The sequence below is a fragment of the Mergibacter septicus genome (assembly GCF_003265225.1).
GTDB lineage: Bacteria > Pseudomonadota > Gammaproteobacteria > Enterobacterales > Pasteurellaceae > Mergibacter > Mergibacter septicus.
In genome coordinates this window covers 1,297,267-1,319,792 of the sequence record NZ_CP022013.1, presented here as the reverse complement: position 1 = coordinate 1,319,792, position 22,526 = coordinate 1,297,267, and the positions used below count along the sequence as shown (strand labels likewise).

The window sequence follows — 22,526 nt, the reverse complement described above, 5'->3', positions numbered from 1 at the left end:
TTATTTTTCATAATCATGATTTTCTTCACTATCGGTTACATCATCGGTCGTTAAAGTGATACCGTATGCTTTTGCAACAATCACCATTTTATCTCCTAGACGGCGGAGTTCATTTTTAAGGCTAACAATATTTTGCACTGCTTCTTTATTTTCAGGACGGATCTGATAGTCAAAATGCATAGTCGTTTGTGCTAAATGATTGATTTTGGCAATACGAGTATTAATACTTTTTAGCATTTTTTCAATTTCAGTTTTATCTTTTGCATTCAACTGATCAATTGGTGCTATGCCAATTTTTTTGCCATTGTATTTACCTAACAAAACATTTTCAAAACCTAAAAAGTTTTGTGCAATATCACGGTGGGTATTATCTGAAAAACAAGAATGTTCATCTTCTTCACTTGGGGTTAATACGGCTACTGCAATACGTTCATTGGCGAGTTCAGATTTAATAAACATTCCCATACCAATAAAGATATCTTTTAATGCACTACCTGTTGGAATATTATCTTTTGCCTGTTTGCCAGTGAGTTTTCCTGTTAAAGCTTGGCGATATTCTCCCGTTGGTGTCCAAGCACTATAAACGACCTGTAAATCATCAACTAATTTATCGGTTGCCGCTTTTAAGTATGCTAAACGGCGTTTTGCGAATTTATCTGTGGTGAAATCAGAAAGCGGACGTTGACCTGCCGTCATTGGACCGTGTGTAATATTATCTTCTAGAAAATTGTTGTAATCTTGATCTTGTCCCCAAAGTAAAAATTCAATGGCGTGGTATCCTGAAGCAACATTGGCTTCACCACCATTTTCGTTTAATTCGGTAATCACTTCAGGGGTAATTTGATCCACATTGACAGCGGTAGGGTTTTCACCACCGGGATTGAAATCACCTGTTGAATCAATAATATTACCACTGGTTCTTTTACCTTCAGCATCAATGGTATAGTCGATCAGATTTTCATCAAGTGGCCAAGCGTTGATTTGCCCTTCTTTATTTCCATATTTCGCTTCTACCCAACCTTCTTCGGCATCAATCGGACCTTGCGATAAGCGGAAAATTTCAGTTTGACCATAAGATTCACGTGAATTTAACCAAGCTTGTTTTGCTGCCGCTAAGGTTGTTGCTGTTGGATTTTTAACAAATTGATTGATAGCTTGTTGTAATGCTTTTGCATCTTTTAATGCTGCTGCGTAAGAAAGATCTGCTAATTTTGCATAAGTTGTTAAGAATGATTGAGCTTGAGCTACCTGATGAGTATTTAATTCATTTGCCGCAGATGTTGGTAATGCAATTGTTCCAATAGCAAGTGCTGTGCAGATAGCTAATGTGAGATGTTTTAGTTTTAACATTGGGGATTCTCCTTAGTATGTTATGCAGCTAGGCTAAGTCATTTTGAGTTAAATAATTTTGAATTTAAATGAAAACTATTATCATTTAAGTGATTGGCTATGTCAAATTTTTATTTTATTATCATTACGTAAATTTAATTACTTTTACTGTTTTGTGCTATAAAACTATTAGTTTATTGGCTGCCTAACTCGACAGCCAAATCATTTTTAAGTTAGATTTTTTCTGATGTGATTTATTTGCGTTAAGAAATTATGAATTTCTGGATTGAGAAATATTTCATCAAGATTAGCAGTTAAACGCCTTCTCCAATTTGGGTATTCATTGCTTGTACCGGGAATATTCACTGGTTCACGGATTCCTAGCCAATCTTCAGGTTGTAAGCCGAATAATGCGCTTGTTACAGCACTTACATATAGTTGTAATTGATGTTTAAAAATAAGGGGGCAATCGGTATTCAGTTGTATATTGACTTCGCTTGGAAGTGGAATAGCGTTCTGCGTTAATTTTGCCAATATTTTTTCTTTCGCATTAATTCGATCTTGTTTTAATTGGGCTAAGATTGTTGGATTAGGATAAATACCATAGCGTTCCCCCAATTCAAAATCATAACCTTTCCAATAACCATCAATAGTGGGTAAGTCGTGAGTACTGAGGGTTGTCATCGCTTGATATGGATAATCTTTCAATGCTTTACTTTCTCCTTGATGATCGAATTCAAAGTAAAACACTTTATATGAAAAAATCCCTGCATTTTTGAGTTTGCTGATAATTGCTTTTGGTACTGTTCCTAGATCTTCACCAATAATAAGGCATTGATGGCGGTGGCTTTCTAAAGCAATGATGGCGATTAGATCATCAACAGGGTAGCTGATATAAGCACCATTTTTAGCACTGTCATTGGCATTTAACCACCATAAACGCAATAAGCTCATAATATGATCGATGCGTAAAGCCCCACAGTTTTGCATATTAGCTCTTAACATTTCAATAAAGGGTTGATAAGCCCGTTGTATTAAAATATGTGGATTGATTGGCGCTAATCCCCAATTTTGTCCTTGTGGTGCAAGAAGATCTGGTGGTGCTCCAATTGAGGCGGTTAAGCAAAAAAGCTCTGGATCTAGCCAAGTTTCAGCACCATTAGGTGCAACACCAACGGCAAGATCTCGATATAAGCCAATCGGCATTTTGAGTTGTTGGCATAGTTGATAGCAATCGGTAAGTTGCTGATAAGCACACCATTGTAACCAACGATAAAATTCAATACTTTCGGAATTTTGTTGCTGGAACTGTTTTACTGCATCAGCGTGATAGGTATGGTATTTTGCTTCCCAATCATTCCAACCCCATTGTTCGGCAAAATTTTCACTTAGTTCTGCATGCAAGGCATCAAAAGTAGCTTGTGCGAGTAAACTTTCCCCACCTTGAAGAATAAATTGTTGATATTGTTGCTGGCGTAATGGATCGGGTTGAGAACAAAATTGTGTAAAAGCCAATTTTAAACCAGTTAATTTTAAAGACATTACTTGGCTATAATCGATCCATTTTTGCTTTCTTAAGTGATGTAATTTTTCTTGTATATCGGCTGAATGAAACCAAGTTTGGGCATTTTGGCTTTGTTGAAATTCAGGTAATGTTGCAACACTAATATAAATAATATTTAGCCATTTTCTTGATGATGGGCTATAAGGGCTAGCAGCTTCAGGATTGGCAGGAAAGAGTGAATGAATCGGGTTTAAGCCAATAAAATCTCCTCCAACATTTTGAAAATGTTGGATAAAATGTTGTAAATCATTGAAATCACCAATGCCCCAATTTTGTTCAGATTTTAATGTATAAAGTTGTAAACAACTTCCCCAGAGGTGTTGTTTTCGCTCAATTTCTTGTGGTTGATAGCAACGAGGGGGCGCAATAATAATCTGAGTTTGATAATGTTGATTCTGGCATTTCAAGGAAAGTTGGTGGTAACCAATCGGCAGCTTTTTTGGAAGCTGGATACAATTTCTTTTCACTTTTCCGTTGAAAATTTGTCCTTGTTCTAAAGTAAGTTGCCATTGTCCGTGATATTTTTGTCCTGTTTTATTGGTTAGACGTAAATAAGCAGGTCTATTTTGAGTGAAGATTTTAACCGTTGGTAAAAGAGAATCTGGCCAATATTCAGGGGTGTTTTGTTGAAAACTGGCTAAAAGTTTCCGTTTTACTGTTTCACTCGCATAACAACGTAGTCCTTTTTCATTATAGAAGTAGCTATTGATGCCAGCTTTTTGGTAATCCTGTTTCAAGCGATGATTCTTCATAATAACTTCCTACTTTTAAAGCCAGATACGTTGTTGATAATCTCGGATTGAACGATCTGAACTAAAGATTCCTAAACGTGCCGTATTTAAAATTGTTGATTTGAGCCAGTTTTCACGATCTAAATACCGTTTAGCCACTTCTTGTTGGGCAAGAGCATAGCTTTCAAAATCAGCCAATACTAAGAAAGGATCTTGTTTTACTAAGCTATCTATCAGTGGTGTAAATAATTCGGGATTATTGCCGCAAACTGCTTTAGTACGGAGAAAGTCAATCGCATTTTTTATGGCTGGATTTTGTTGGTAATAATAATGGGGATCATATCCTTGTTGTAATAATACTCGGATACTATCAACGGTATGCCCGAAAATTATAATATTTTCTTCGCCAACATATTGGGCGATTTCAATATTAGCACCATCAAGTGTTCCTAACGTTAAAGCACCATTTAAAGCGAGTTTCATATTGCCTGTACCTGAAGCTTCTTTTCCTGCCATCGAAATTTGTTCTGAAATATCGGCAGCAGGAATAATTTTTTCAGCCAGACTAACCCGATAATCGGGTAAAAATGCAATTTGCATTTTTTGATTTACCATTGGATCGTTATTGATAACTTCCGCAACTTTATTAATTGCTAAGATAATATTTTTAGCTAAGTAATAACCGGGGGCAGCTTTTCCTGCAAAAATAAATAAGCGAGGAGTAAAATCTAAATTTGGATTATGTTTAAGTTGTTGATAACAGTGAATAATATGCAGTAAATTCAGATGTTGTCGTTTATATTCGTGAAAACGTTTAATTTGTACATCAAAAATTGCATTAGGGTTTACTTTTAAACCTAAACTTTGTTCAATTTCATTAGTGAGAAGCAGTTTATTTTGTTGTTTGATTTGTTGATATTCTTCTCGAAAGTTTGGTTCATCAAGATATTTCTCTACTTGATTAAGCAAATCTAAATGTTTTGTCCAATCGCCTTGGATTATTTTATCTAATAATTTTGCCAGATTCGGATTGGCTAAGCGTAACCAACGGCGAGGCGTAATACCATTGGTAACATTACAGAATTTATTAGGATATAAGCGGTGATATTCAGGAAAGAGATCACTTATGATCAAATCAGAATGAAGTTGGGCAACACCATTAACTTTCGCACAGGCGACAACACAAAGATTTGCCATACATACACGGTGATCAAATAAAATGGCAATTTTTTGCCAGATTGCTGAGTTATCACCAAATGTTTGTTTGACGGTTTGATGAAAGATAAAATTAATTTTATCAATAATTTGGAAGTGTCTAGGTAAGAGTTGTTGTAATAGAGTTTGATCCCACTGCTCCAGAGCTTCTGGTAATAAAGTATGATTAGTATAGGCAAAAGTTTGTTGGCAGATATGCCAAGCTTTTTCCCAACTGAAGTGATAATGATCTAATAATACTCGCATTAATTCAGGGATAGCCAAGGTTGGGTGAGTATCATTAAGCTGGATTACCTGATATTGTGCTAATTCATCTAATTGATACCCCGCTGTGAGATGGCGTTGAATGATATCGGCGATAGAACAAGCACAATGAAAGTATTGTTGCATTAAACGTAGTTTCTGCCCATTAGGGTGATTATCGTTTGGATATAACACTTTTGTTAATGCTGTTGCGTTAATCACTTCTTTTTCGGCGTGTAAATAATCCCCGGCATTAAAGCAATTTAAGTCGAATTGCTGTTCATTGTCTGCTTGCCAAAGCCGTAATGCTTGTACGATACCATTGGCATAACCTACCACTGGAAGATCATAAGCTTTTGCTTGAATTGTTACTGCAGGAATCCATTGTGATCGGTTAGTATGGTCTGTTGTAACATTACCTCCAAAGCCAACACAGAGATTACGTCCACTTTGATAAGTCTGCCAAGGATAGGTATCTCTTGCCCAAGCATCACCTTCTTCACTTTGTGCACCTTGATCAAAAGATTGTTTGAATAATCCATATTGATAATGTAATCCATAACCAGTTGCGGGTTGTGCAACAGTTGCCATTGAATCTAGATAGCAAGCAGCTAAACGTCCTAATCCACCATTTCCCAATGCAGGATCACGTTCTTGTTCTAATAAGTCACTTAGATTGATGTGATATTGTTGTAGGTAGGTTTGTACTTTTTCATACCAGCCTAAATTAAGTAGATTATTACCAGTTAATCGACCAATTAGAAATTCCATTGAAAGGTAATTAACATGGCGTTGTGTTTGATCTTGTTGAGGGCTTTGTGTGTAAGCTAATGTTGAAACTGTTTGTGCAATAGCTTGATACCATTGTGCTAAATTTAATTGATGAGGCGTTTGTAAACCTAACGTTGTGCAAAATTGTAGAATTTTTTGTTCAAATTGTTGTTGATTAAATGGTACACCAGTGTTTGACATAAAATAGCCCTCTTAATTTAAATTGATAAGAGCTATTATCCGAAAATTTTATTAGGATTACTCATCCTTAAAAGTTTGTTTAAGGGAGTATGTATAGGGGGGATTTTATTTATCTCTTCTTTTTATAGTAACTTGTTTTGATTAAAAATAATTTTTATCATTAAGTATAATATGATTAATCAAGTTGCTTAAGTTTATGTTAATTCCTTCTAAACTCAGTCATTCTATTCGTTTACAACATATTGTTGAGCGTTCTCGTTTATTAACATTATTAGATAATATTGCCGATTATCCGTTGGTTTTAATCAATGCACCTGCAGGTTATGGTAAAACTACACTTATTTCACAATGGGCAGAAAATAAACCTTCCCTTGGTTGGTATTCATTAGATAAAAGTGATAATGATAGTTTACGTTTTTTCGCTTATTTTAAAGTTGCAATTGAAAAAGCGATAGGTGGTGAATGTGAGATAACGGGGATTCCAGCTAATTTTTTATCGGGATTAAGTGAACTATTGATTAGGCTTAATAGTATTTCTACAAACTTTTATTTAGTGATTGATGATTATCATTTAATTGATAATCCTGAAATCCATGAAGGTATCAAATTTTGGATTAAACACCAGCCAAGCAATATGACAACGATCTTAATTTCTCGAACAGTGCCACCTCTGAATTTAGCTAAATTAAGGGTACGAGAATTATTATTGGAAATAGACGTTACGCAGTTACCTTTTACTCGGGAAGAAAGTATCCAATTTTTTCAACAACGTAGTGATAGTGTAGTTTCTGAAGCAGCAGTGAAGTTACTTTGTGATCAAGTGGAAGGTTGGGCAACTGGCTTACAATTAGTGAATCTCTATGCTAAGCAACAACAAACTTCTTTAGATGAAGCGGTTAAATCTATTCCTAAAATTCATAGTGATCAAATCAGTGAATATTTAAATGATGAAGTCTTTAATAAGATTGATCCTGTTACAAGACGGTTTTTATTACATTGTGCTTTGTTACATTCAATGAATGAATTTTTAGTTGAACAACTTACTGGGGAGATAGATTGTTGTCAGAAATTAGATCAATTAGTCAAGCAAGGGTTATTTATTTACCCTGTTAATTTGGATCAACAGGAACGCTGGTGGCGTTTTCATCCGTTATTTTTGTCTTTTTTAAGGCATTATTATGATCCTGAATTTGAACAAATCCGCCTAAGTTTACATCATAAGGCAGCTAAAGCGTGGTTAGAAATAGGCTATCCGACAGAGGCGTTATATCATGCTAAACAGCTTGAAAATGATGAATTATTACTTGATATTTTGCAACAAATTGGTTGGAAGTTATACCACCAAGGTGAGTTAAAATTACTTGAAGAAAGTCTGGATAATATCTCTCCAACTCAATTAATTGATTATCCGCAGTTAATTTTATTAAGAGCGTGGCTATATCAAAGTCAGCATAAACATCATCAAGTAGATGGGTTATTAATGCAATTTCAACAAGCTATTCAACAACAGGCCATCACGTTAGATCGTCAATTACAAGCAGAATTTGATGCACTAAAAGCACAAGTTGCAATTAATGCAGGAAAAGAACAATTGGCTCTATCATTAGCAACTGCTGCTTTAACTTATCTACCACAAGAAAAGCATTATGCACATATTGTCGCAACGGCGGTGATAGCAGAAGCCCAGCATTGCCAAGGTGAATTAGAACAAGCATTAAAAAATATGCGCCACGTTGAGGTATTGGCACAGCAAAATCATGCTTATCACCATTTATTATGGGCATTATTACAGCAGGCTGAAATTTTATCAGCTCAGGGGTTTTTACAGACGGCTTACGATCTTTTAGCCAAGGCAACCACCTTAATTGAAAAACAACATTTACATAAATTGCCTATGTATGAATTTTTATTGCGTTTAAAAGGGCAAATTTTATGGGAATGGCATTCTTTTGATAAAGCGGAAGCAATGGCTGAAGCGGGATTACAAATTCTCAGTAATCAAAAAGATCAATTACAGTGTTTATCTTTACTGGCTAAAATCTCCATTACTCGAGGAAATTTAGATAATGCCGAACGGATTTTAAACAGAGAAAGAGAATTATTACAAGCACACCATTATCATAGTGATTGGCGTTCTTATTATGATGAAGTAGAACTGTTGTATTGGCAAATGCGAGAAGATCGATCACAGATTAATTCTTGGTTGGTACAAACAGAACCACCTGTAAGTGATATTAATCATTTTACCCACCGTCAATGGCGTAATATTGCTAGAGCAAATTTATTGTTAGGGCAACATAGTGAGGCATTAACTATCGTTGAACGATTAATTACCACCGCACGAAAATATCAATTTGTGAGTGAATTAAATAAAGACCTCGTGTTATATAATCATATTTTGTATCAACAAGGCTATTTAGGACAAGCTCAACAGGCATTACTTGAAGCATTAGAACTCAGTAAGCAGACAAATTTTATCAGTATTTTTGTTGTCGAAGGACAGATTATGGCGCAACAACTGCGTCAAATCCTACAGCTAAATATTTTAGATGAACTTTTAACGCATAAAGCACAATTTATCTTACGCAGTATTAATCAATATTACCGACATAAATTTGCCCATTTTGATGAAGCTTTTGTTGAACGGTTATTACAGAATCCTCAAGTACCAGAACTCTTACGAATTAGCCCCTTAACCCAACGAGAGTGGCAAGTGTTAGGATTAATTTATTCAGGATACAGTAATGAACAAATTTCAACAGAATTGCAGGTGGCATTGACGACGACTAAAACACATATTCGCAATTTATATCAGAAAATAGGGGTGAGTAATCGAGCTGAATCAATTAAATATACTCGCCATTTATTACAATTAATGGGGTATTCAAATTAAATAAAAATAGCTTAGTGTTTTACTAAGCTATTTGGATAACTTCAGCTAATTTGGATTCTTAACCTTTTACCCCACCAGCGGTTAGTCCGCCGATTAGCCAACGTTGAGCAATTAAGAAAACTAACGTAATCGGAATAGCGGAGAGAACAGCCGCAGCGGCAAAATCTCCCCATAAATAGTTTTGAGGATAGAGATATTGTTGCATACCAACCGCTAAAGTATAACTATCCACATCACGTAAGAGTAAAGATGCAACGGGATATTCTGTCATAGTAGCAATGAAGGATAAAATAAATACTACGGCTAAAATAGGCACTGAAAGTGGCAATAATACTAAATAAAAAGCTTGCCAAGGTGTTGCACCATCTAAAGTTGCCGCTTCTTCGAGGGAACGATCAATAGTTTCAAAGTAGCCTTTAATTGTCCAAACATAGAGTGCAATACCACCTAAATAGGCAAAAATAACACTACTGTGGGTGTTTAAACCTAAGAATGGAATATATTGACCGAGATTATCAAAGAGTGCATAGAGTGCGACTAGTGATAGAACAGCAGGAAACATTTGGAAGATTAACATTCCCTGTAATAACGTTTTTTTGCCTTTAAATTTCATTCGAGCAAAGGCATAAGCACAGGTGGTGGAAAGTGTGACAATACCAACAGAAGTGATAAGTGCAATTTTTACTGAATTCCATAACCATAATAAAACAGGAAATGGTGGATTAACTACCGTACCATCAGGATTGGTAACACTTAAACCAAGTGCAAGTTTCCAGTGTTCAAAGGAAATCTGGTGGGGAATTAATTCACCAATAGCAAAGTTTCCGGGGCGAAGTGAAATACCGATAATCATCAGCAATGGAAAAAGAATGATTGCTAAAAAACAAATTAACAGAAAATGGGTTGCCCATAGGCGATAGCGAGTACTTTTGGGTTGTACCATTGCCATTTTTTACTCCTTAATCTAGTTTTAGTTTGCTAACACGTAAATTGAGCAGAGCAAGTCCACCAACGAGCAAGAAAATAATGGTTGCGATTGCTGCCGCTAAGCCAAAGTCTTGCCCACCACTACCTTCAAAAGCAATGCGATAGGTATAACTTACTAATAAATCGGTATAACCAGCAGGAGTTGATGTACCAATAATATCAGGACGCCCATTGGTGAGTAATTGAATTAAAACGAAATTATTAAAATTAAAGGCAAAAGAGGCGATCATCAATGGCGTGAGAGGTTTTATTAAAAGTGGCATCGTGATTTTGGTGAAATTTTGCCAAGTTGATGCTCCGTCCATTGCAGAAGCTTCGTATAAATCTTGTGGAATAGCTTTCAGCAATCCCATACATAAAATCATCATATAGGGATAGCCTAGCCAAGTATTTACAATTAAGATCATGACTTTCGCTAAAAATGGTGAATTAAACCATTCAGGACGAATGCCAAAGAGCTGATGAAGAATCAAATTTATTTCACCAAAACTTTGATTGAATAGCCCTTTAAAGATCAAAATTGAAATAAAAGCAGGTACAGCATAAGGTAAGATAAGTAGAAGGCGGTAAATGCCTTTCCCTTGTAACATTTCCCATTGCACAACACAGGCTAAGATCATACCAAGTAAGGTGGTAAAGAGAACGGTTAACGTTGAAAATATAATTGTCCAAATAAAAATCTGGATAAAAGGTTTTCTAATCCCTTCATCAGTAAAAATTTTAATAAAATTATTCCAGCCAGAATAGACAATATATCCGGGTTCTAAACGTTCTGTTTGAAATTCACCTTTATCATTAATGTGTTGAAAGAAACCGATATTATCGTTTGCTCGGTAACGTTTCCCCGTTTCATTATTGAGTAATTCTTTACTGTTTTCGTTATAGCTGTAACGTGGTGATTGTTGAGCAAATTGACGAAGTGAACTCATCGTTAAACTATTCCCATTCGGTAACAAGAGTTGTAATTGTTGTAATTCACTACGTTTTGCGATAATCGTTTTGATTTGTACAGGCGATATTTCAGAAGGTGTATCGTTTAAATTCAGTTGTAACTGTTGAGGTTGAGCTATCAAGGTGAAGTCATTTGAAATAAAGTGGTTTCCTTGAACTGATATTGCTATCTGCCATTGATTATTTGGTTTTGAATAAAGTGTAAAGGGATATTTTTCACCAGAAAAATAACGTTGTTTACTCAAGACCTCTAAGGTTCGCTGGTAAGAGAGCTGATTTGTTCCACTATAATTTGTAAAGGAAATAGCGAGAGTACAAATAAGCGGAAATAGAATAAAAACACCAATTCCCATTAATCCGGGATAGATATAACGCAGAGCATAAGTTTTAGAACTTGTAAAAGTATAAATACCAGTACTTAACACAATTAAAGTTAAAATCGCAAAGATAAAAGCCCCTTGTAGATACATTAACCAGACTAAATAAAAATCAAGGCATAAAATGAAAGTAACAATAAACCATTTAAGATAACGTGAGAATGGTTGAGTAGAATGTCGGTTAAAATGTTGTAGCATAAAAACACCTAATCCAATCAGAGAATAAACCGCACTAACAGTGAGTGCGGTTATGATAGTTATTTACTTATTCTAGTAGCTGCATCATCTAATGCTGCTTTTACGCTTTGACGTTGATTGATTGCGTTGATAATTGCACTACGTTCGGCATACCAGAATGATGACATTTCTGGTATGTTAGGCATAATTTCACCATTTTGTGCATTTTCCATTGTGGCGGCAATGCGGCTATCTTGTGCTAACTTGGCTTGATAAGATTTGAGAGCAACTGCCCCTAATGGACGAACTTGATTGATCGTTTCAAGTCCTTTATCCGTCAGTAGATAGTTTTCTAAGAATTCGATGGCTAGGTCGTAATTAGGGCTAGCAGCATTGATTCCTGCACTTAAAACACCAACAAAAGGTTTAGATACTTGTCCATTAAATGTTGGTAATACCGCAACACCGTAGTTGATCCCGCTTTTTTGGATATTATCCCACGCCCAAGGACCGTTGATAGTCAGAGCAGTTTGACCCTTATTAAAAGCGGCTTCTGCAATTGAGTAATCCGTATCTGGATTAATCACTTTTTGTTTAACCAGATCAACCACAAATTGTAATCCTTTGATAGAACCCGAATTGTTAACGCCTACTTGTTTTGGATCATATCCACCTTCAATAGGTTTGAAAGCATAGCCACCATCGGCTGCAATAATTGGCCAAGTAAAATAAGGCTCTGCTAAATTCCACATAATGGCATATTTACCTTGCTTTTTGAGTTTGGCATCTAATGCAGGAATTTCTTCCCACGTTTTTGGTGGATGAGGAAGAAGATCTTTATTATAAATCAATGAAAGTGATTCAATTGCAATCGGATAGCCGATTAACTTGCCGTTATAAGTTTCAGCTTCCCACGCAAAAGGAACAAATTTATCTTTAAAAGTTTGACTAGGATGGATCTCGGCTAAAAGCCCTGCTTTTGCATATCCTCCAAAACGATCGTGGGCAAACATAATAATATCAGGGCCATCACCTGTTGAAGCGACTTGAGGATAATCTTCTTCCAATTTTGCAGGGTGCTCGACAACGACAGGGATACCAGTATCTTGTTCAAATTTTTTTCCTATTTCGGCGACACCTTCATAACCTTTATCACCACCAATCCAGATAACTAATTTACCTTCTTCAAGTTTTGCGAATGCAGTGGTAGAAATCATTAAACTAGCGATAGCGGTTAAGGTCAAAGTAAATAATCGTTTAGTCATCTTAAACTCCCTCTTTGCAGTAATGGAAAACTCCTCTTATAACTTGTAATTGTATTATATGGTTAGCTAAATATTTAACATCAGCCTTTTTACTACTACCTTCGTTTTAAATTGGTGATATAGATCACATAATTATTTAAATAGATAATTTATTGTGAAGTAAATCACAGAAAAAAGAAGAAAAGAGGTCTATTTTGCGATATTTTTTTGCATAAATTAAAAAATAATTAAGCTTATTTTAGAATAAATGAGAAGAAAATTTTTATTCAGGTATGATGTCTTTTTGATTTTTTTCCTTAAGATAATTAGTAAAACAAAATATTTAATTATTGGAGGTACTATGTCTGGATTATCTTTGCGTAAAGTATGCAAATCTTATGGAAATATTAACATTTCAAAAGATATTGATCTGGAAATTAATGAAGGTGAATTTGTTGTATTTGTTGGTCCTTCAGGTTGTGGTAAATCCACTCTTTTGCGTATGATTGCAGGTTTAGAAGATATTACCTCAGGTGAATTATATATTGATGGCAAATTAATGAATGACGTTCCACCGGCTAAACGTGGCATTGGTATGGTGTTTCAATCTTATGCTCTCTATCCACACCTTAATGTTGCAGAAAATATGTCATTTGGTTTGAAATTAGCCGGTATTAATAAACAGCAACGAGAAAAACGTGTACAGCAAGTGGCAGAAATTTTGCAATTAACACCGTTATTAGATCGTAAACCTAAAGCTTTATCAGGAGGACAACGCCAACGTGTTGCGATTGGGCGTACTTTAGTTTCTCAACCCCAAGTCTTTTTGCTTGATGAACCGCTATCTAATCTAGATGCAGCATTACGAGTACAAATGCGAGTTGAGATCTCAAAATTACATAAGCGACTTAAACGTACAATGATCTATGTTACCCATGATCAAATTGAAGCCATGACTTTAGCAGATAAAATAGTGGTTTTAAATGCTGGGCAAGTTGCTCAAGTTGGCAAACCATTAGAATTGTATCATTATCCAGCGAATCGATTTGTGGCAGGTTTTATTGGTTCACCAAAAATGAATTTTTTACCAGTGAAAATCACTGCGGTTGAAAGTAATAGAGTAGAGTTAGAATTACCTGATGCAAACCATCACCGCTTTTGGATACTTGTTGAGGGAACAGGCGTTAAAGTCGGTGATAATTTATCTTTGGGGATTCGCCCAGAGCATCTTATTCCAGCAGAAAAAGCACAAATTAAATTAAAAGGTATTGTAACTGTTGTTGAATTATTAGGTAATGAAACACAAATTTATTTAGAAATTCCAGAGATTAAACAACCAACTTTAGTTTATCGACAAAATGATGTTGTTTTGGTGAATGAAGGACAGGAATTAGATATCGGTATTGTGCCTGAACGTTGCCATTTATTTAAGAAAGATGGTACAGCGTGTAAACGGTTATATCAGGAAGTTGGTATTTAATTATTTTAATATTTTCTCATTTCTGTTTAATTTTAAATAAAACTGCTTATTAATATTAAATATAATAAGCAGTTTGAATTGAATTAAGAAAATATTTTAAGGATTAAAAGATTATTTTTCATTCCAAGGCATTAAAGCAGCTTCACGGGCTTTTAATTTTTCTTTAGCATTTAATTTAAAATAATTTGGAGTAAGTCCACCTTCCCAATCACCATAGACTGGGTTTGGTAAAATAATATATTTCTTACCAAATAATTCAGCATTTTGTTTCACAAAATCTCGGCGTTCAGCATTATTTTTATGGTAGGTTGCATTACCAAAATCATTTAAATTATCACCTAAGAATAAAACAATTTGATAACCTTGTTTTTCAATTTCAGCAAATCTGGCTTCTTTGGCGGATTTATCTGTTTTAAGTAACACGGTATGATTGTTTACGCCGGTGAAACCTAATTTTTTCAAGTTTTCAATGGTGCTAACTTTTTCTCCATCTTCTTTACGATTAGAAACATAGAACATCGTCCCACCGTTGCTATTGACATAATTTGCAAAATCAACTGCTCCCGGAATAGCAATAGCTTCTTGGGCATTGACCCATTTTTTCCAACTTTCAGGGCTAAAGCCTTGGCTTTTTGCTACTTGCCAAGCCGCATAAGCACTATTATTAATTAACGTTTCATCAAGATCGGCAACCACGGCAATTTTTTTACCTTTTGTTACTTTGGCTTGTTTAAATTGTTGTTTTGCGATATTGAAAGCTTGGTAAGCGAGTGCTTGATATTCACCAGATTGTTGAACCCAATTTACCGCTAAGGTTGCTTCTTTTGCGATAAGATCAGTCTCTTTTTGATTCGCCGTACATCCCGTTAAAGCAATAGCCATAGCCAGTGTTAAAATACCTAATTTAGTGTTTTGGGTTGATGTTTGCATAATTTCTCCTGTCAGAAATAGTGAGTGAAAATCTTTATTTATTCTACTGATTTTTAGTGCAGAAAGTGGGATAAAAATGTGATAAAGATCACAATTTAATAAAATTACCTCTAATGGTAAGAAATTGATGATTATACCTGCTGAAATATGGATAATAACTAACGCAAATTTTGATAGCTTTTTAGATTAAGGAGTAAAAATGAAAAAGTGGTTAGTGATTGCAATACTTGGAGTAGGAATATTTTTTACGACTATCAGTAGTTACAACGGCTTAGTACAGGCAAGAGAAAATGTTAATGCTGTATGGGCAAAAGTTGAATCTCAATATCAACGCCGTGCAGATCTAATTCCTAATTTAGTGAATACAGTGAAAGGGCAGGCTAATTTTGAGCAAGAAACTTTGACGAAAGTGATTGATGCGAGAGCGAAAGCAACACAAATTCGTTTAGATCCTGCCAATTTGACCGCAGAAAATTTACAAGCCTTTCAACAACAACAAAATGCGGTAGGTTCGGCGTTATCTCGTTTATTAGTTACAGTTGAAAGATATCCAGAATTGAAAGCAAATGAAGGGTTCTTGACTTTACAAGCTCAACTAGAGGGAACTGAAAATCGGATTACTGTCGCACGGAATAACTTTAATGATGTTGTTCGTGGTTACAATCAAAAAATTCATTCTTTCCCTAATATATTGATTGCTAAGTTATTTGGTTTTCAAGAGAAACCTTATTTTAGTGCTTCCGCTGGGGCTGAAACCGCACCGACAGTGATTTTTAATTAAACTAGCATTGGTAGGATTAAGTCATGGCGATTTTTTTCAAATTACCTTTAGAACCCAAGCAGATTGAAGATGCAATAGCGAGATTAGAATTGCAAACGTCAGCTGAATTACGAGTATGTGTTGAACGTAAAATACCAATTACCACTGAAATTAGCAGTGAACAGCAACGCCAACAACTAGGAATTCAGCGAGCAACTTACCTATTTAATGAATTAAAAATGGATCAGACGGCAGCACGCAATGGTGTATTAATTTACTTAGCATTAAAACAAAAATGTTGTGCAGTGATTGGCGATAAAGCGATTGATGAAGTAGTTGATGATACTTTTTGGCAACAACAATGTAGTTTAATTGCTCAAGCTGCAAGGCAGGGGAACTATACTCAAGGGATTGTGAATGTTATTGAACAGATTGGCGAACGCCTTGCACAGCACTTTCCACGTCAAGCTGATGATATTAATGAGTTACCCAATGAGGTGGTGATTAAATGAAAAAAATTGTTTTCTTATTCTGTTGCTTAATTGGAGGCTTAGCTTCTCTTGCTATGGCAGTAGAATTTCCACCGACACCAACGCCATTTCGTTATCTCAATGATTACACCCGTACTTTATCAAGCCAACAGCAGAACAAGTTAGAACAAAAATTAATTAAATTCCAACAAGAAACAGGCTCACAAATAGCGGTGGTTCTAATTCCAACTACGGGAGAATATACCCCAGCGGAGTATGCTTTTAAATTAGGTGATCAATGGGGAATCGGCAGAAAAAAACTTAACGATGGTGTCTTAATGTTAATCGCTAAGAATGACCGAAAAATATTTATTGCTACTGGTGAAGGGTTAGAAGGCGCAATGCCAGATGCGTTTTTATCTCAACTTATTCGCAATGTCATAACACCTCAATTTAAACAAGGTAATTATGCACAAGGTATTAATAACGGATTAGATTATTTAATTGCAGCCTCAAAAGGAGAATACAAACCTGATACTAGTGAAAAATATGCAGATTACATCGTACCTGCTTTAATGCTATTTTTCTTCATCACTATTGTTGTGATTGGAGAATTAAATTGGCGACGAGGTTATATTAGCCAAGGTCGTAATAGCCGAATCAGTGGTAATGATTTTTTTCGCCATCATCAACAACGTGAATATGATCGTTTTCGAGGCTTTGGCAATAACGATCACCATAGTGGCGGTGGTTTTGGTGGTGGCAGTTTCGGTGGTGGCGGAGCTGGTGGTAGTTGGTAGCCTACCATCACTTCTTAAACCTGATACTGCATAGCTTTCAAAGCTATGTTACAATACATTTTTTCTACGAAATAAAGGTGAATTATGGAAACCTTAGACAAAATTAAACAACAAATTAGTGAAAACCCTATTCTTATTTATATGAAAGGCTCACCAAAATTCCCATCTTGTGGCTTTTCTGCACGAGCTGCTGAAGTATTAATAAATTGTGAAGTCCCTTTTGCTTACGTTGATATTTTACAACATCCGGATATTCGTGCTGAATTACCAAAATATGCCAACTGGCCAACCTTCCCACAACTTTGGGTGGAAGGGGAATTAATCGGTGGGTGTGATATTCTGTTAGAAATGTTTCAAAAAGGTGAATTAAAACCATTATTAAAAGAAACTGCAGAAAAATACGCCGAAAATAAGATGGCAGAATAATTTATTCTATTAATAAAATTTAAACCACTTATTAAAAATAAAACCGTTCTAAATGAAAATTTAAGAACGGTTTTTTTATTTGGATAAATCAAAGATATGTTAATTTGACTTTATATTTTTTAAGATTAAATATGAAGATTCTTTTATAATGTATGCAATTACCATTGTTATCATTATAACTGGTAATGTATTTCTATCTTTTATATTTCTTTTTTATTCTTTTATTAAATATCCGTGATCCATAGGACCTCTACCTTGCCCTAAATCTAACATTTGTTGTAGGGCATTAGATATATATTCTTTCGCTTTTTCTATTGCGATATCTAATTCCTGTCCTTTAGCGAGATTAGCAGCAATAGCACTAGATAAAGTACACCCTGTTCCGTGAGTATTTGGATTTTTTATTTTTCTTCCTTTAAACCATTTTATATTTTCTCCATCATACAAAAGATCATTAGCATCATTTAAATTATGCCCACCTTTGCATAAAACAGCACAGTTGTATTGTTTATTAATTTTTATTGCGGCTTGTATCATATCTTCGCTATTTTTTATTTTTATACCACTTAATATTTCTGCTTCTGGAATATTTGGTGTGATAACTTTAGCAAGCGGAAATAACTCTTTACACATAGTTTCTATTGCTTCATCAGCTATTAATTTTGAACCGCTAGTAGAAACCATCACAGGATCTACAACTATATTTTTTGCTTTATATTCTTTTAAAGAAGAGGATATTGTTAATATTAAATCTTGTGAAGATAACATACCTATTTTTACTGCTTCTGGATAAATATCTGTAAAAACAGCATCAAGTTGTTTTTTTAGAAAATTAGCATCAACATCTAAGATTCCTGTTACACCTAAGGTATTTTGTGCTGTTAATGCTGTGATAACGCTCATTGCATATACGCCGTTCATTGTCATTGTTTTTAAATCAGCTTGGATTCCCGCACCGCCAGAACAATCACTACCCGCTATTGTAAGTACTGCTTTTTTCATCTTAATTTTCCTTGAGTGTTTGTTGTACTATGTTTTTTAGTTTATAAGTTGCTTCCTTTATCTCTTTTTCCCCATATATGGCACTGATTGTTGCTATACCTGCTATCCCAGTTTTTGCTAATAATGGGATATTTTCTGCAGTTATTCCGCCTATTGCCACAACAGGAATCTTCACTTGTTTACAGATCTGTTTTAAGGTTGTGATCTCAACATTTATAGCATCACTTTTAGACTTCGTAGAAAATACCGCTCCAACACCTAAATAATCTGCTCCCATTTTTTCAGCAAGTAAAGCTTGTTCTACGGTTTGGGCAGAAACGCCTAGAATTTTATTTTCACCTATTAATTTTCTGACTTCATCGATAGGCATATCTTGTTGCCCTATGTGGATACCATCTGCATCAGATTTTATAGCTATTTCAACATTATCATTGACAATAAAAGGAACATTGTATGCTTTACATAGCTTTTTTATTTCAATCGCTTCATTGAAAAAATCGTCATTTTTTAATTCTTTTTCTCTTAATTGTAAAAGCGTGATACCACCTTGTAATGAAGCTTCTATATCTTCCGATAATCTTCTTCCATTTAACCATTTTCGATCTGTTACTGCGTATAATAGTAATTGTTTTTTATCTAATTTCATATTTTGCCCCTATATTTAATCCTTCTCCATTTAGATTAAAAATAGCATCAATTATTCTGTTTCTATATGTTGAACTTCCTTCTGTATTTTTCATATTTTTCCAAGCTATTTCTCCCGCTAGTCCCATTGTGCATACCGCTGCAGCAGTAGCTTCAAGATGGTTATTTGAATTAGCGACTAAAAATGCTGTTATCAAGGCTGATAATTGGCAACCTGTTCCAGTTACTTTACTCATTTCTTGTCTGCCATTGCTAATAACAAAACATTTATTTTGATCGCATACAAGATCATATTCTCCAGTTGCGACAATTATAGAACCAGTTTCTTTAGTAAATCGTTTTAAAAAGGTGATTGTGTGATCCAGATTCGAGAGGGTTATTTTATCTTTTATGTTTGCATCAACGCCTAATACTTTTCCATTTTCATTGGCTAATACTTTGATTTCAGAAATATTTCCTTTGATAACGTCAAATTTTATTTTTTTCATAAGCCCTAAAGCAGTTTCAGTTCTCAAGCTACTTGCTCCAACTCCTACGGGATCTAATACTATTTTATGTCCTAATTCGTATGCTTTTTCTCCAGCCAGATACATTGCTTTAATCGTTCTACTATTTAAGGTACCGATATTGATATTTAACCCAGCACAAATAGCAGTTATTTCTATTACCTCTTCTGGTTCATCAGCCATAATAGGGTTTCCTCCACAAGCAAGTAATAAATTGGCAACATCATTGACTGTTACATAATTTGTAATGCTATGGACTAAAGCTCCATTATTTTTTAGATTATCTAAATATTTTCCAAGCATAAACTATCCTTAAACCTTTGATTATAAGAAGATTATTAAATTACTTATTATAAAAATCCTATGTTTTAAATTCACTATGTTTTATGTTCTAACAGTTCGATATGGTTTGTATCAGATTTTTATTGAAGATTATGCGATGGAATAAACCTTTTTAGTTTTCTATGTGATAGAAAAATAAAAAATAGTTTTTAATTGGGTTTTTCTCGTTATTCCTTTAGAAAAATGTATTTTTCTACATTTTTTCATTGGAAAAAGTGTAAGTTTATAACGAATTTTCCTTTGAAAAAATGTAATGGTATATTTAGAATTGCCGTCTAAAGAGTAGAAAATGGGCAAATTATGCAAAGAAAAATTATTCAATCCTTAGAAAGATGGAAACAGAAAGCAAATCGTAAACCCTTGATTATTCAAGGTGCAAGACAGGTTGGTAAAACGTGGGTAATGAAGCGTTTTGGTGAGCAAGCATTTGATAAAGTGGCTTATATCAATTTTGATAATAATCCTCGAATGCAAACGCTGTTTTCGGGGGATTACGATATCAATCGTTTGATCCTTGGTTTAAAAATTGAAAGTGGTGTGGATATTCAAGCAGAAAACACGTTGATTATTTTTGATGAAGTACAAGAAGTACCACAGGCATTATCATCACTTAAATATTTTTATGAAAATGCACCGCAGTTTTATATTGTAGCGGCTGGATCATTGCTTGGTATATCGTTACATCATCAGATTTCTTTCCCTGTGGGGAAGGTTGATTTTTTACCGCTTTACCCAATGGATTTTCACGAATTTTTAACTGCAGTTGGTAAGCAAGATTTGGTGCAATTATTAACATTGCAAGATTGGTCGCTGATTTCTGCAATGAAAACACGCTATATTGATTTACTCCGTCAATATTATTTTGTCGGTGGTATGCCTGAAGCGGTGAAAGTATTTGTAGAAACACAAAACTTTGATGAAGTTCGCCAAGTGCAACGTAATTTATTGATGGCATACGAACAAGATTTTTCTAAACATATTAAAGATGGACAAACGGTACAAAAAGTACGGTCAATTTGGGCATCAATTCCTGAACAACTCGCTAAAGAAAACAAAAAATTCGTGTATTCACACCTGCAAAAAGGTGCGAGAAGTAAAGAATATGAAATTGCTTTGCAATGGCTAAAAGACAGTGGTTTGGTGCATTCTATCCCACGAGTGAAAAAGCCGCATTTACCACTTTCTGCCTATCAAGATAATGCCTTTAAGTTGTATGGTCTAGATGTGGGATTATTAGCCGCCCAAAGTTATTTAGATCCAAGTGTGTTGTTAGAAGGGAATCGTATTTTTACCGAATTTAAAAGGGCTTTAACAGAACAATATGTACTGCAACAGCTTATCACTATTCAAGAAAATCCCGTGTTCTACTGGGCAAGTGAAAAAGGTACCGCAGAAGTTGATTTTGTATTACAACGTAAACAAAGCGTGATTCCGATTGAAGTCAAAGCCGAAGAGAATCTCAAAGCGAAAAGCTTGAAAGTGTATGTGGAGCAGTTTCAGCCTGAACAAGCGATCAGGTATTCAATGGCAGATTTTAGAGAACAGGACTGGATGGTGAATGTGCCGTTGTATGGAGTGGATATGGTCTTTAGTTCATAGAATGATGGTTATCTACAAGTCATATCAGGTTTGAAAACTGGCAAATAGGTGGTGTAAAAGGTTGGAGCATTGGTAAATGTAGGCAACAAAATAGAAGGGATTGTGCTTCCTTAATATCAAGGAATTTCTGTTGAAATTATTATAAAAAATGATAGTGTTGAATGAATTTGCTGATCACGTTTTTAATGCTAAAAGTTAGCAATTAACATAAATTTATCTAATTTCTTTAATGAATAACAAACAAAAAGCCTTATAAAATAAGGCTTTTCTTGATGTTTTTATATTTTACAGTTTCTAATTATAGAAGTTAAAACGGAATATCATCATCAAAATCCATTGGGGGTTCTGGTGATACTGGTGCAGGTTGTTGTGTTGGTTGGCTGTAATTTTGCTGTGGAGCAATATGGTTTGGCTGAGGGGCAGCGTAACTTTGTTGTTGTGGCATATAATTTTGCGTTTTTGGTGTTGGTGCCATTGTTTGATTAGGCATATAACCACCCGATTGTTGACGATCAGCACGGCTGTCAAGCATTTGTAAGTTATCTGCCTGAATTTCTGTGCTATATCGATCTTGACCATTTTGATCTTGCCATTTGCGGGTTCTGAGTTTCCCTTCAACATAAACTTTTGAACCTTTGCGTAGATATTCACCAGCAATTTCAGCAAGACGACGGAATAATACGATACGATGCCATTCTGTGACTTCTCGCCATTCACCTGTTTGTTTATCTTGCCAACGTTCACTCGTTGCAACGCTAATATTTGCTACTGCATCACCATTTGGGAATGTGCGTAATTCAGGATCATTTCCCAAATTTCCGACAATAATTACTTTATTCACACCTGCCATAAAATCCTCTTACTTTTTGTAAGTTAATCAAAT

Annotated in this window: 18 protein-coding genes; 7 read left to right on the top strand and 11 right to left on the bottom strand. The window is 34.9% G+C overall.

What is annotated here, in order from left to right; genetic code table 11:
* The 3 genes from CEP47_RS06140 to glgP form a co-directional block, all read right to left on the bottom strand.
* Nucleotides 1-1,350: an imelysin family protein gene (locus CEP47_RS06140; RefSeq protein ID WP_261920457.1), complete on the bottom strand. Its 1,350-nt coding sequence runs from the start codon at nt 1,348-1,350 to the stop codon at nt 1-3.
* A gap of 207 nt (nt 1,351-1,557) precedes the next feature.
* On the bottom strand, nt 1,558-3,645 hold the full coding sequence (malQ, locus tag CEP47_RS06135; RefSeq protein ID WP_261920458.1) for a 4-alpha-glucanotransferase: 2,088 nt from the start codon (nt 3,643-3,645) through the stop codon (nt 1,558-1,560).
* Between the two features lie 15 nt (nt 3,646-3,660).
* On the bottom strand, nt 3,661-6,054 hold the full coding sequence (gene glgP, locus CEP47_RS06130) for a glycogen/starch/alpha-glucan family phosphorylase (protein WP_261920459.1): 2,394 nt from the start codon (nt 6,052-6,054) through the stop codon (nt 3,661-3,663).
* Between the two features lie 196 nt (nt 6,055-6,250).
* Between glgP and malT the strand changes: the two genes are divergently transcribed.
* Complete coding sequence (gene malT, locus CEP47_RS06125; protein WP_261920460.1) at nt 6,251-8,947, top strand: HTH-type transcriptional regulator MalT; 2,697 nt, start codon at nt 6,251-6,253, stop codon at nt 8,945-8,947.
* 58 nt (nt 8,948-9,005) lie between these two features.
* On the opposite strand, the gene malG is transcribed toward malT, so the two are convergent.
* From malG to malE, 3 genes are read right to left on the bottom strand one after another with little or no spacing between them, the layout of a single operon-like run.
* A complete protein-coding gene (gene malG, locus CEP47_RS06120) occupies nt 9,006-9,896 on the bottom strand; it encodes a maltose ABC transporter permease MalG (protein ID WP_261920461.1) in 891 nt (296 codons plus the stop codon).
* Nucleotides 9,897-9,906: 10 nt separating this feature from the next.
* Nucleotides 9,907-11,460 (bottom strand): maltose ABC transporter permease MalF, encoded by a 1,554-nt coding sequence (malF, locus tag CEP47_RS06115; protein ID WP_261920462.1) that lies wholly within the window; start codon nt 11,458-11,460, stop codon nt 9,907-9,909.
* A gap of 59 nt (nt 11,461-11,519) precedes the next feature.
* Nucleotides 11,520-12,704, bottom strand: a complete 1,185-nt coding sequence (malE, locus tag CEP47_RS06110; protein WP_261920463.1) for a maltose/maltodextrin ABC transporter substrate-binding protein MalE — start codon at nt 12,702-12,704, stop codon at nt 11,520-11,522.
* Nucleotides 12,705-13,044: 340 nt separating this feature from the next.
* On the opposite strand from malE, the gene malK reads away from it, so the two are divergent.
* Entirely contained in the window at nt 13,045-14,163 is a 1,119-nt protein-coding gene (gene malK / locus CEP47_RS06105) for a maltose/maltodextrin ABC transporter ATP-binding protein MalK (RefSeq protein ID WP_261920464.1), read from the top strand.
* Nucleotides 14,164-14,274: 111 nt separating this feature from the next.
* On the opposite strand, the gene CEP47_RS06100 is transcribed toward malK, so the two are convergent.
* A complete protein-coding gene (locus tag CEP47_RS06100) occupies nt 14,275-15,093 on the bottom strand; it encodes a 5'-nucleotidase, lipoprotein e(P4) family (RefSeq protein ID WP_261920465.1) in 819 nt (272 codons plus the stop codon).
* Nucleotides 15,094-15,292: 199 nt separating this feature from the next.
* Here CEP47_RS06100 and CEP47_RS06095 point away from each other — a divergent pair, with 199 nt between their 5' ends.
* From CEP47_RS06095 to grxD, 4 genes are all read left to right on the top strand, one after another.
* Nucleotides 15,293-15,874 carry a LemA family protein gene (locus CEP47_RS06095; RefSeq protein WP_261920466.1) on the top strand — a complete coding sequence of 194 codons (582 nt, stop codon included), beginning with the start codon at nt 15,293-15,295 and terminating at the stop codon, nt 15,872-15,874.
* Nucleotides 15,875-15,897: 23 nt separating this feature from the next.
* Nucleotides 15,898-16,365 (top strand): TPM domain-containing protein, encoded by a 468-nt coding sequence (locus CEP47_RS06090; protein ID WP_261920467.1) that lies wholly within the window; start codon nt 15,898-15,900, stop codon nt 16,363-16,365.
* Nucleotides 16,362-17,123, top strand: a complete 762-nt coding sequence (locus tag CEP47_RS06085) for a TPM domain-containing protein (protein WP_261920468.1) — start codon at nt 16,362-16,364, stop codon at nt 17,121-17,123. The genes CEP47_RS06090 and CEP47_RS06085 overlap by 4 nt, the downstream gene beginning before the upstream one ends.
* 84 nt (nt 17,124-17,207) lie before the next feature.
* A complete protein-coding gene (gene grxD / locus CEP47_RS06080; RefSeq protein WP_261920469.1) occupies nt 17,208-17,549 on the top strand; it encodes a Grx4 family monothiol glutaredoxin in 342 nt (113 codons plus the stop codon).
* Nucleotides 17,550-17,762: 213 nt separating this feature from the next.
* Here the strand turns inward: grxD and thiD are convergent, their stop codons facing one another.
* The 3 genes from thiD to thiM are packed head-to-tail and all read right to left on the bottom strand — an operon-like array spanning nt 17,763 to nt 20,005.
* Nucleotides 17,763-18,551, bottom strand: coding sequence for a bifunctional hydroxymethylpyrimidine kinase/phosphomethylpyrimidine kinase (thiD, locus tag CEP47_RS06075; RefSeq protein WP_261920470.1), 789 nt, complete (start codon nt 18,549-18,551; stop codon nt 17,763-17,765).
* 1 nt (nt 18,552) lies between these two features.
* Nucleotides 18,553-19,197, bottom strand: a complete 645-nt coding sequence (gene thiE, locus CEP47_RS06070; RefSeq protein ID WP_261920471.1) for a thiamine phosphate synthase — start codon at nt 19,195-19,197, stop codon at nt 18,553-18,555.
* Nucleotides 19,184-20,005, bottom strand: a complete 822-nt coding sequence (thiM, locus tag CEP47_RS06065) for a hydroxyethylthiazole kinase (protein ID WP_261920472.1) — start codon at nt 20,003-20,005, stop codon at nt 19,184-19,186. The genes thiE and thiM overlap by 14 nt, the downstream gene beginning before the upstream one ends.
* Nucleotides 20,006-20,344: 339 nt before the next feature.
* Between thiM and CEP47_RS06060 the strand changes: the two genes are divergently transcribed.
* Nucleotides 20,345-21,643 carry an ATP-binding protein gene (locus tag CEP47_RS06060; protein ID WP_261920473.1) on the top strand — a complete coding sequence of 433 codons (1,299 nt, stop codon included), beginning with the start codon at nt 20,345-20,347 and terminating at the stop codon, nt 21,641-21,643.
* A gap of 307 nt (nt 21,644-21,950) precedes the next feature.
* Here the strand turns inward: CEP47_RS06060 and ssb are convergent, their stop codons facing one another.
* A complete protein-coding gene (gene ssb, locus CEP47_RS06055) occupies nt 21,951-22,493 on the bottom strand; it encodes a single-stranded DNA-binding protein (protein WP_261920474.1) in 543 nt (180 codons plus the stop codon).
* Nucleotides 22,494-22,526: the final 33 nt, after the last annotated feature.

What these genes read in the sequence shown, in the direction of transcription:
- thiM (WP_261920472.1), bottom strand. Translation starts at nt 20,005, where the DNA reads ATGCTTGGAAAATATTTAGATAATCTAAAAAATAATGGAGCTTTAGTC.
- CEP47_RS06085 (WP_261920468.1), top strand. Translation starts at nt 16,362, where the DNA reads ATGAAAAAAATTGTTTTCTTATTCTGTTGCTTAATTGGAGGCTTAGCT.
- ssb (WP_261920474.1), bottom strand. Translation starts at nt 22,493, where the DNA reads ATGGCAGGTGTGAATAAAGTAATTATTGTCGGAAATTTGGGAAATGAT.
- malQ (WP_261920458.1), bottom strand. Translation starts at nt 3,645, where the DNA reads ATGAAGAATCATCGCTTGAAACAGGATTACCAAAAAGCTGGCATCAAT.
- CEP47_RS06060 (WP_261920473.1), top strand. Translation starts at nt 20,345, where the DNA reads ATGCAAAGAAAAATTATTCAATCCTTAGAAAGATGGAAACAGAAAGCA.
- CEP47_RS06140 (WP_261920457.1), bottom strand. Translation starts at nt 1,350, where the DNA reads ATGTTAAAACTAAAACATCTCACATTAGCTATCTGCACAGCACTTGCT.
- malG (WP_261920461.1), bottom strand. Translation starts at nt 9,896, where the DNA reads ATGGCAATGGTACAACCCAAAAGTACTCGCTATCGCCTATGGGCAACC.
- CEP47_RS06095 (WP_261920466.1), top strand. Translation starts at nt 15,293, where the DNA reads ATGAAAAAGTGGTTAGTGATTGCAATACTTGGAGTAGGAATATTTTTT.
- thiD (WP_261920470.1), bottom strand. Translation starts at nt 18,551, where the DNA reads ATGAAAAAAGCAGTACTTACAATAGCGGGTAGTGATTGTTCTGGCGGT.
- CEP47_RS06090 (WP_261920467.1), top strand. Translation starts at nt 15,898, where the DNA reads ATGGCGATTTTTTTCAAATTACCTTTAGAACCCAAGCAGATTGAAGAT.
- malE (WP_261920463.1), bottom strand. Translation starts at nt 12,704, where the DNA reads ATGACTAAACGATTATTTACTTTGACCTTAACCGCTATCGCTAGTTTA.
- glgP (WP_261920459.1), bottom strand. Translation starts at nt 6,054, where the DNA reads ATGTCAAACACTGGTGTACCATTTAATCAACAACAATTTGAACAAAAA.
- malF (WP_261920462.1), bottom strand. Translation starts at nt 11,460, where the DNA reads ATGCTACAACATTTTAACCGACATTCTACTCAACCATTCTCACGTTAT.
- CEP47_RS06100 (WP_261920465.1), bottom strand. Translation starts at nt 15,093, where the DNA reads ATGCAAACATCAACCCAAAACACTAAATTAGGTATTTTAACACTGGCT.
- thiE (WP_261920471.1), bottom strand. Translation starts at nt 19,197, where the DNA reads ATGAAATTAGATAAAAAACAATTACTATTATACGCAGTAACAGATCGA.
- grxD (WP_261920469.1), top strand. Translation starts at nt 17,208, where the DNA reads ATGGAAACCTTAGACAAAATTAAACAACAAATTAGTGAAAACCCTATT.
- malK (WP_261920464.1), top strand. Translation starts at nt 13,045, where the DNA reads ATGTCTGGATTATCTTTGCGTAAAGTATGCAAATCTTATGGAAATATT.
- malT (WP_261920460.1), top strand. Translation starts at nt 6,251, where the DNA reads ATGTTAATTCCTTCTAAACTCAGTCATTCTATTCGTTTACAACATATT.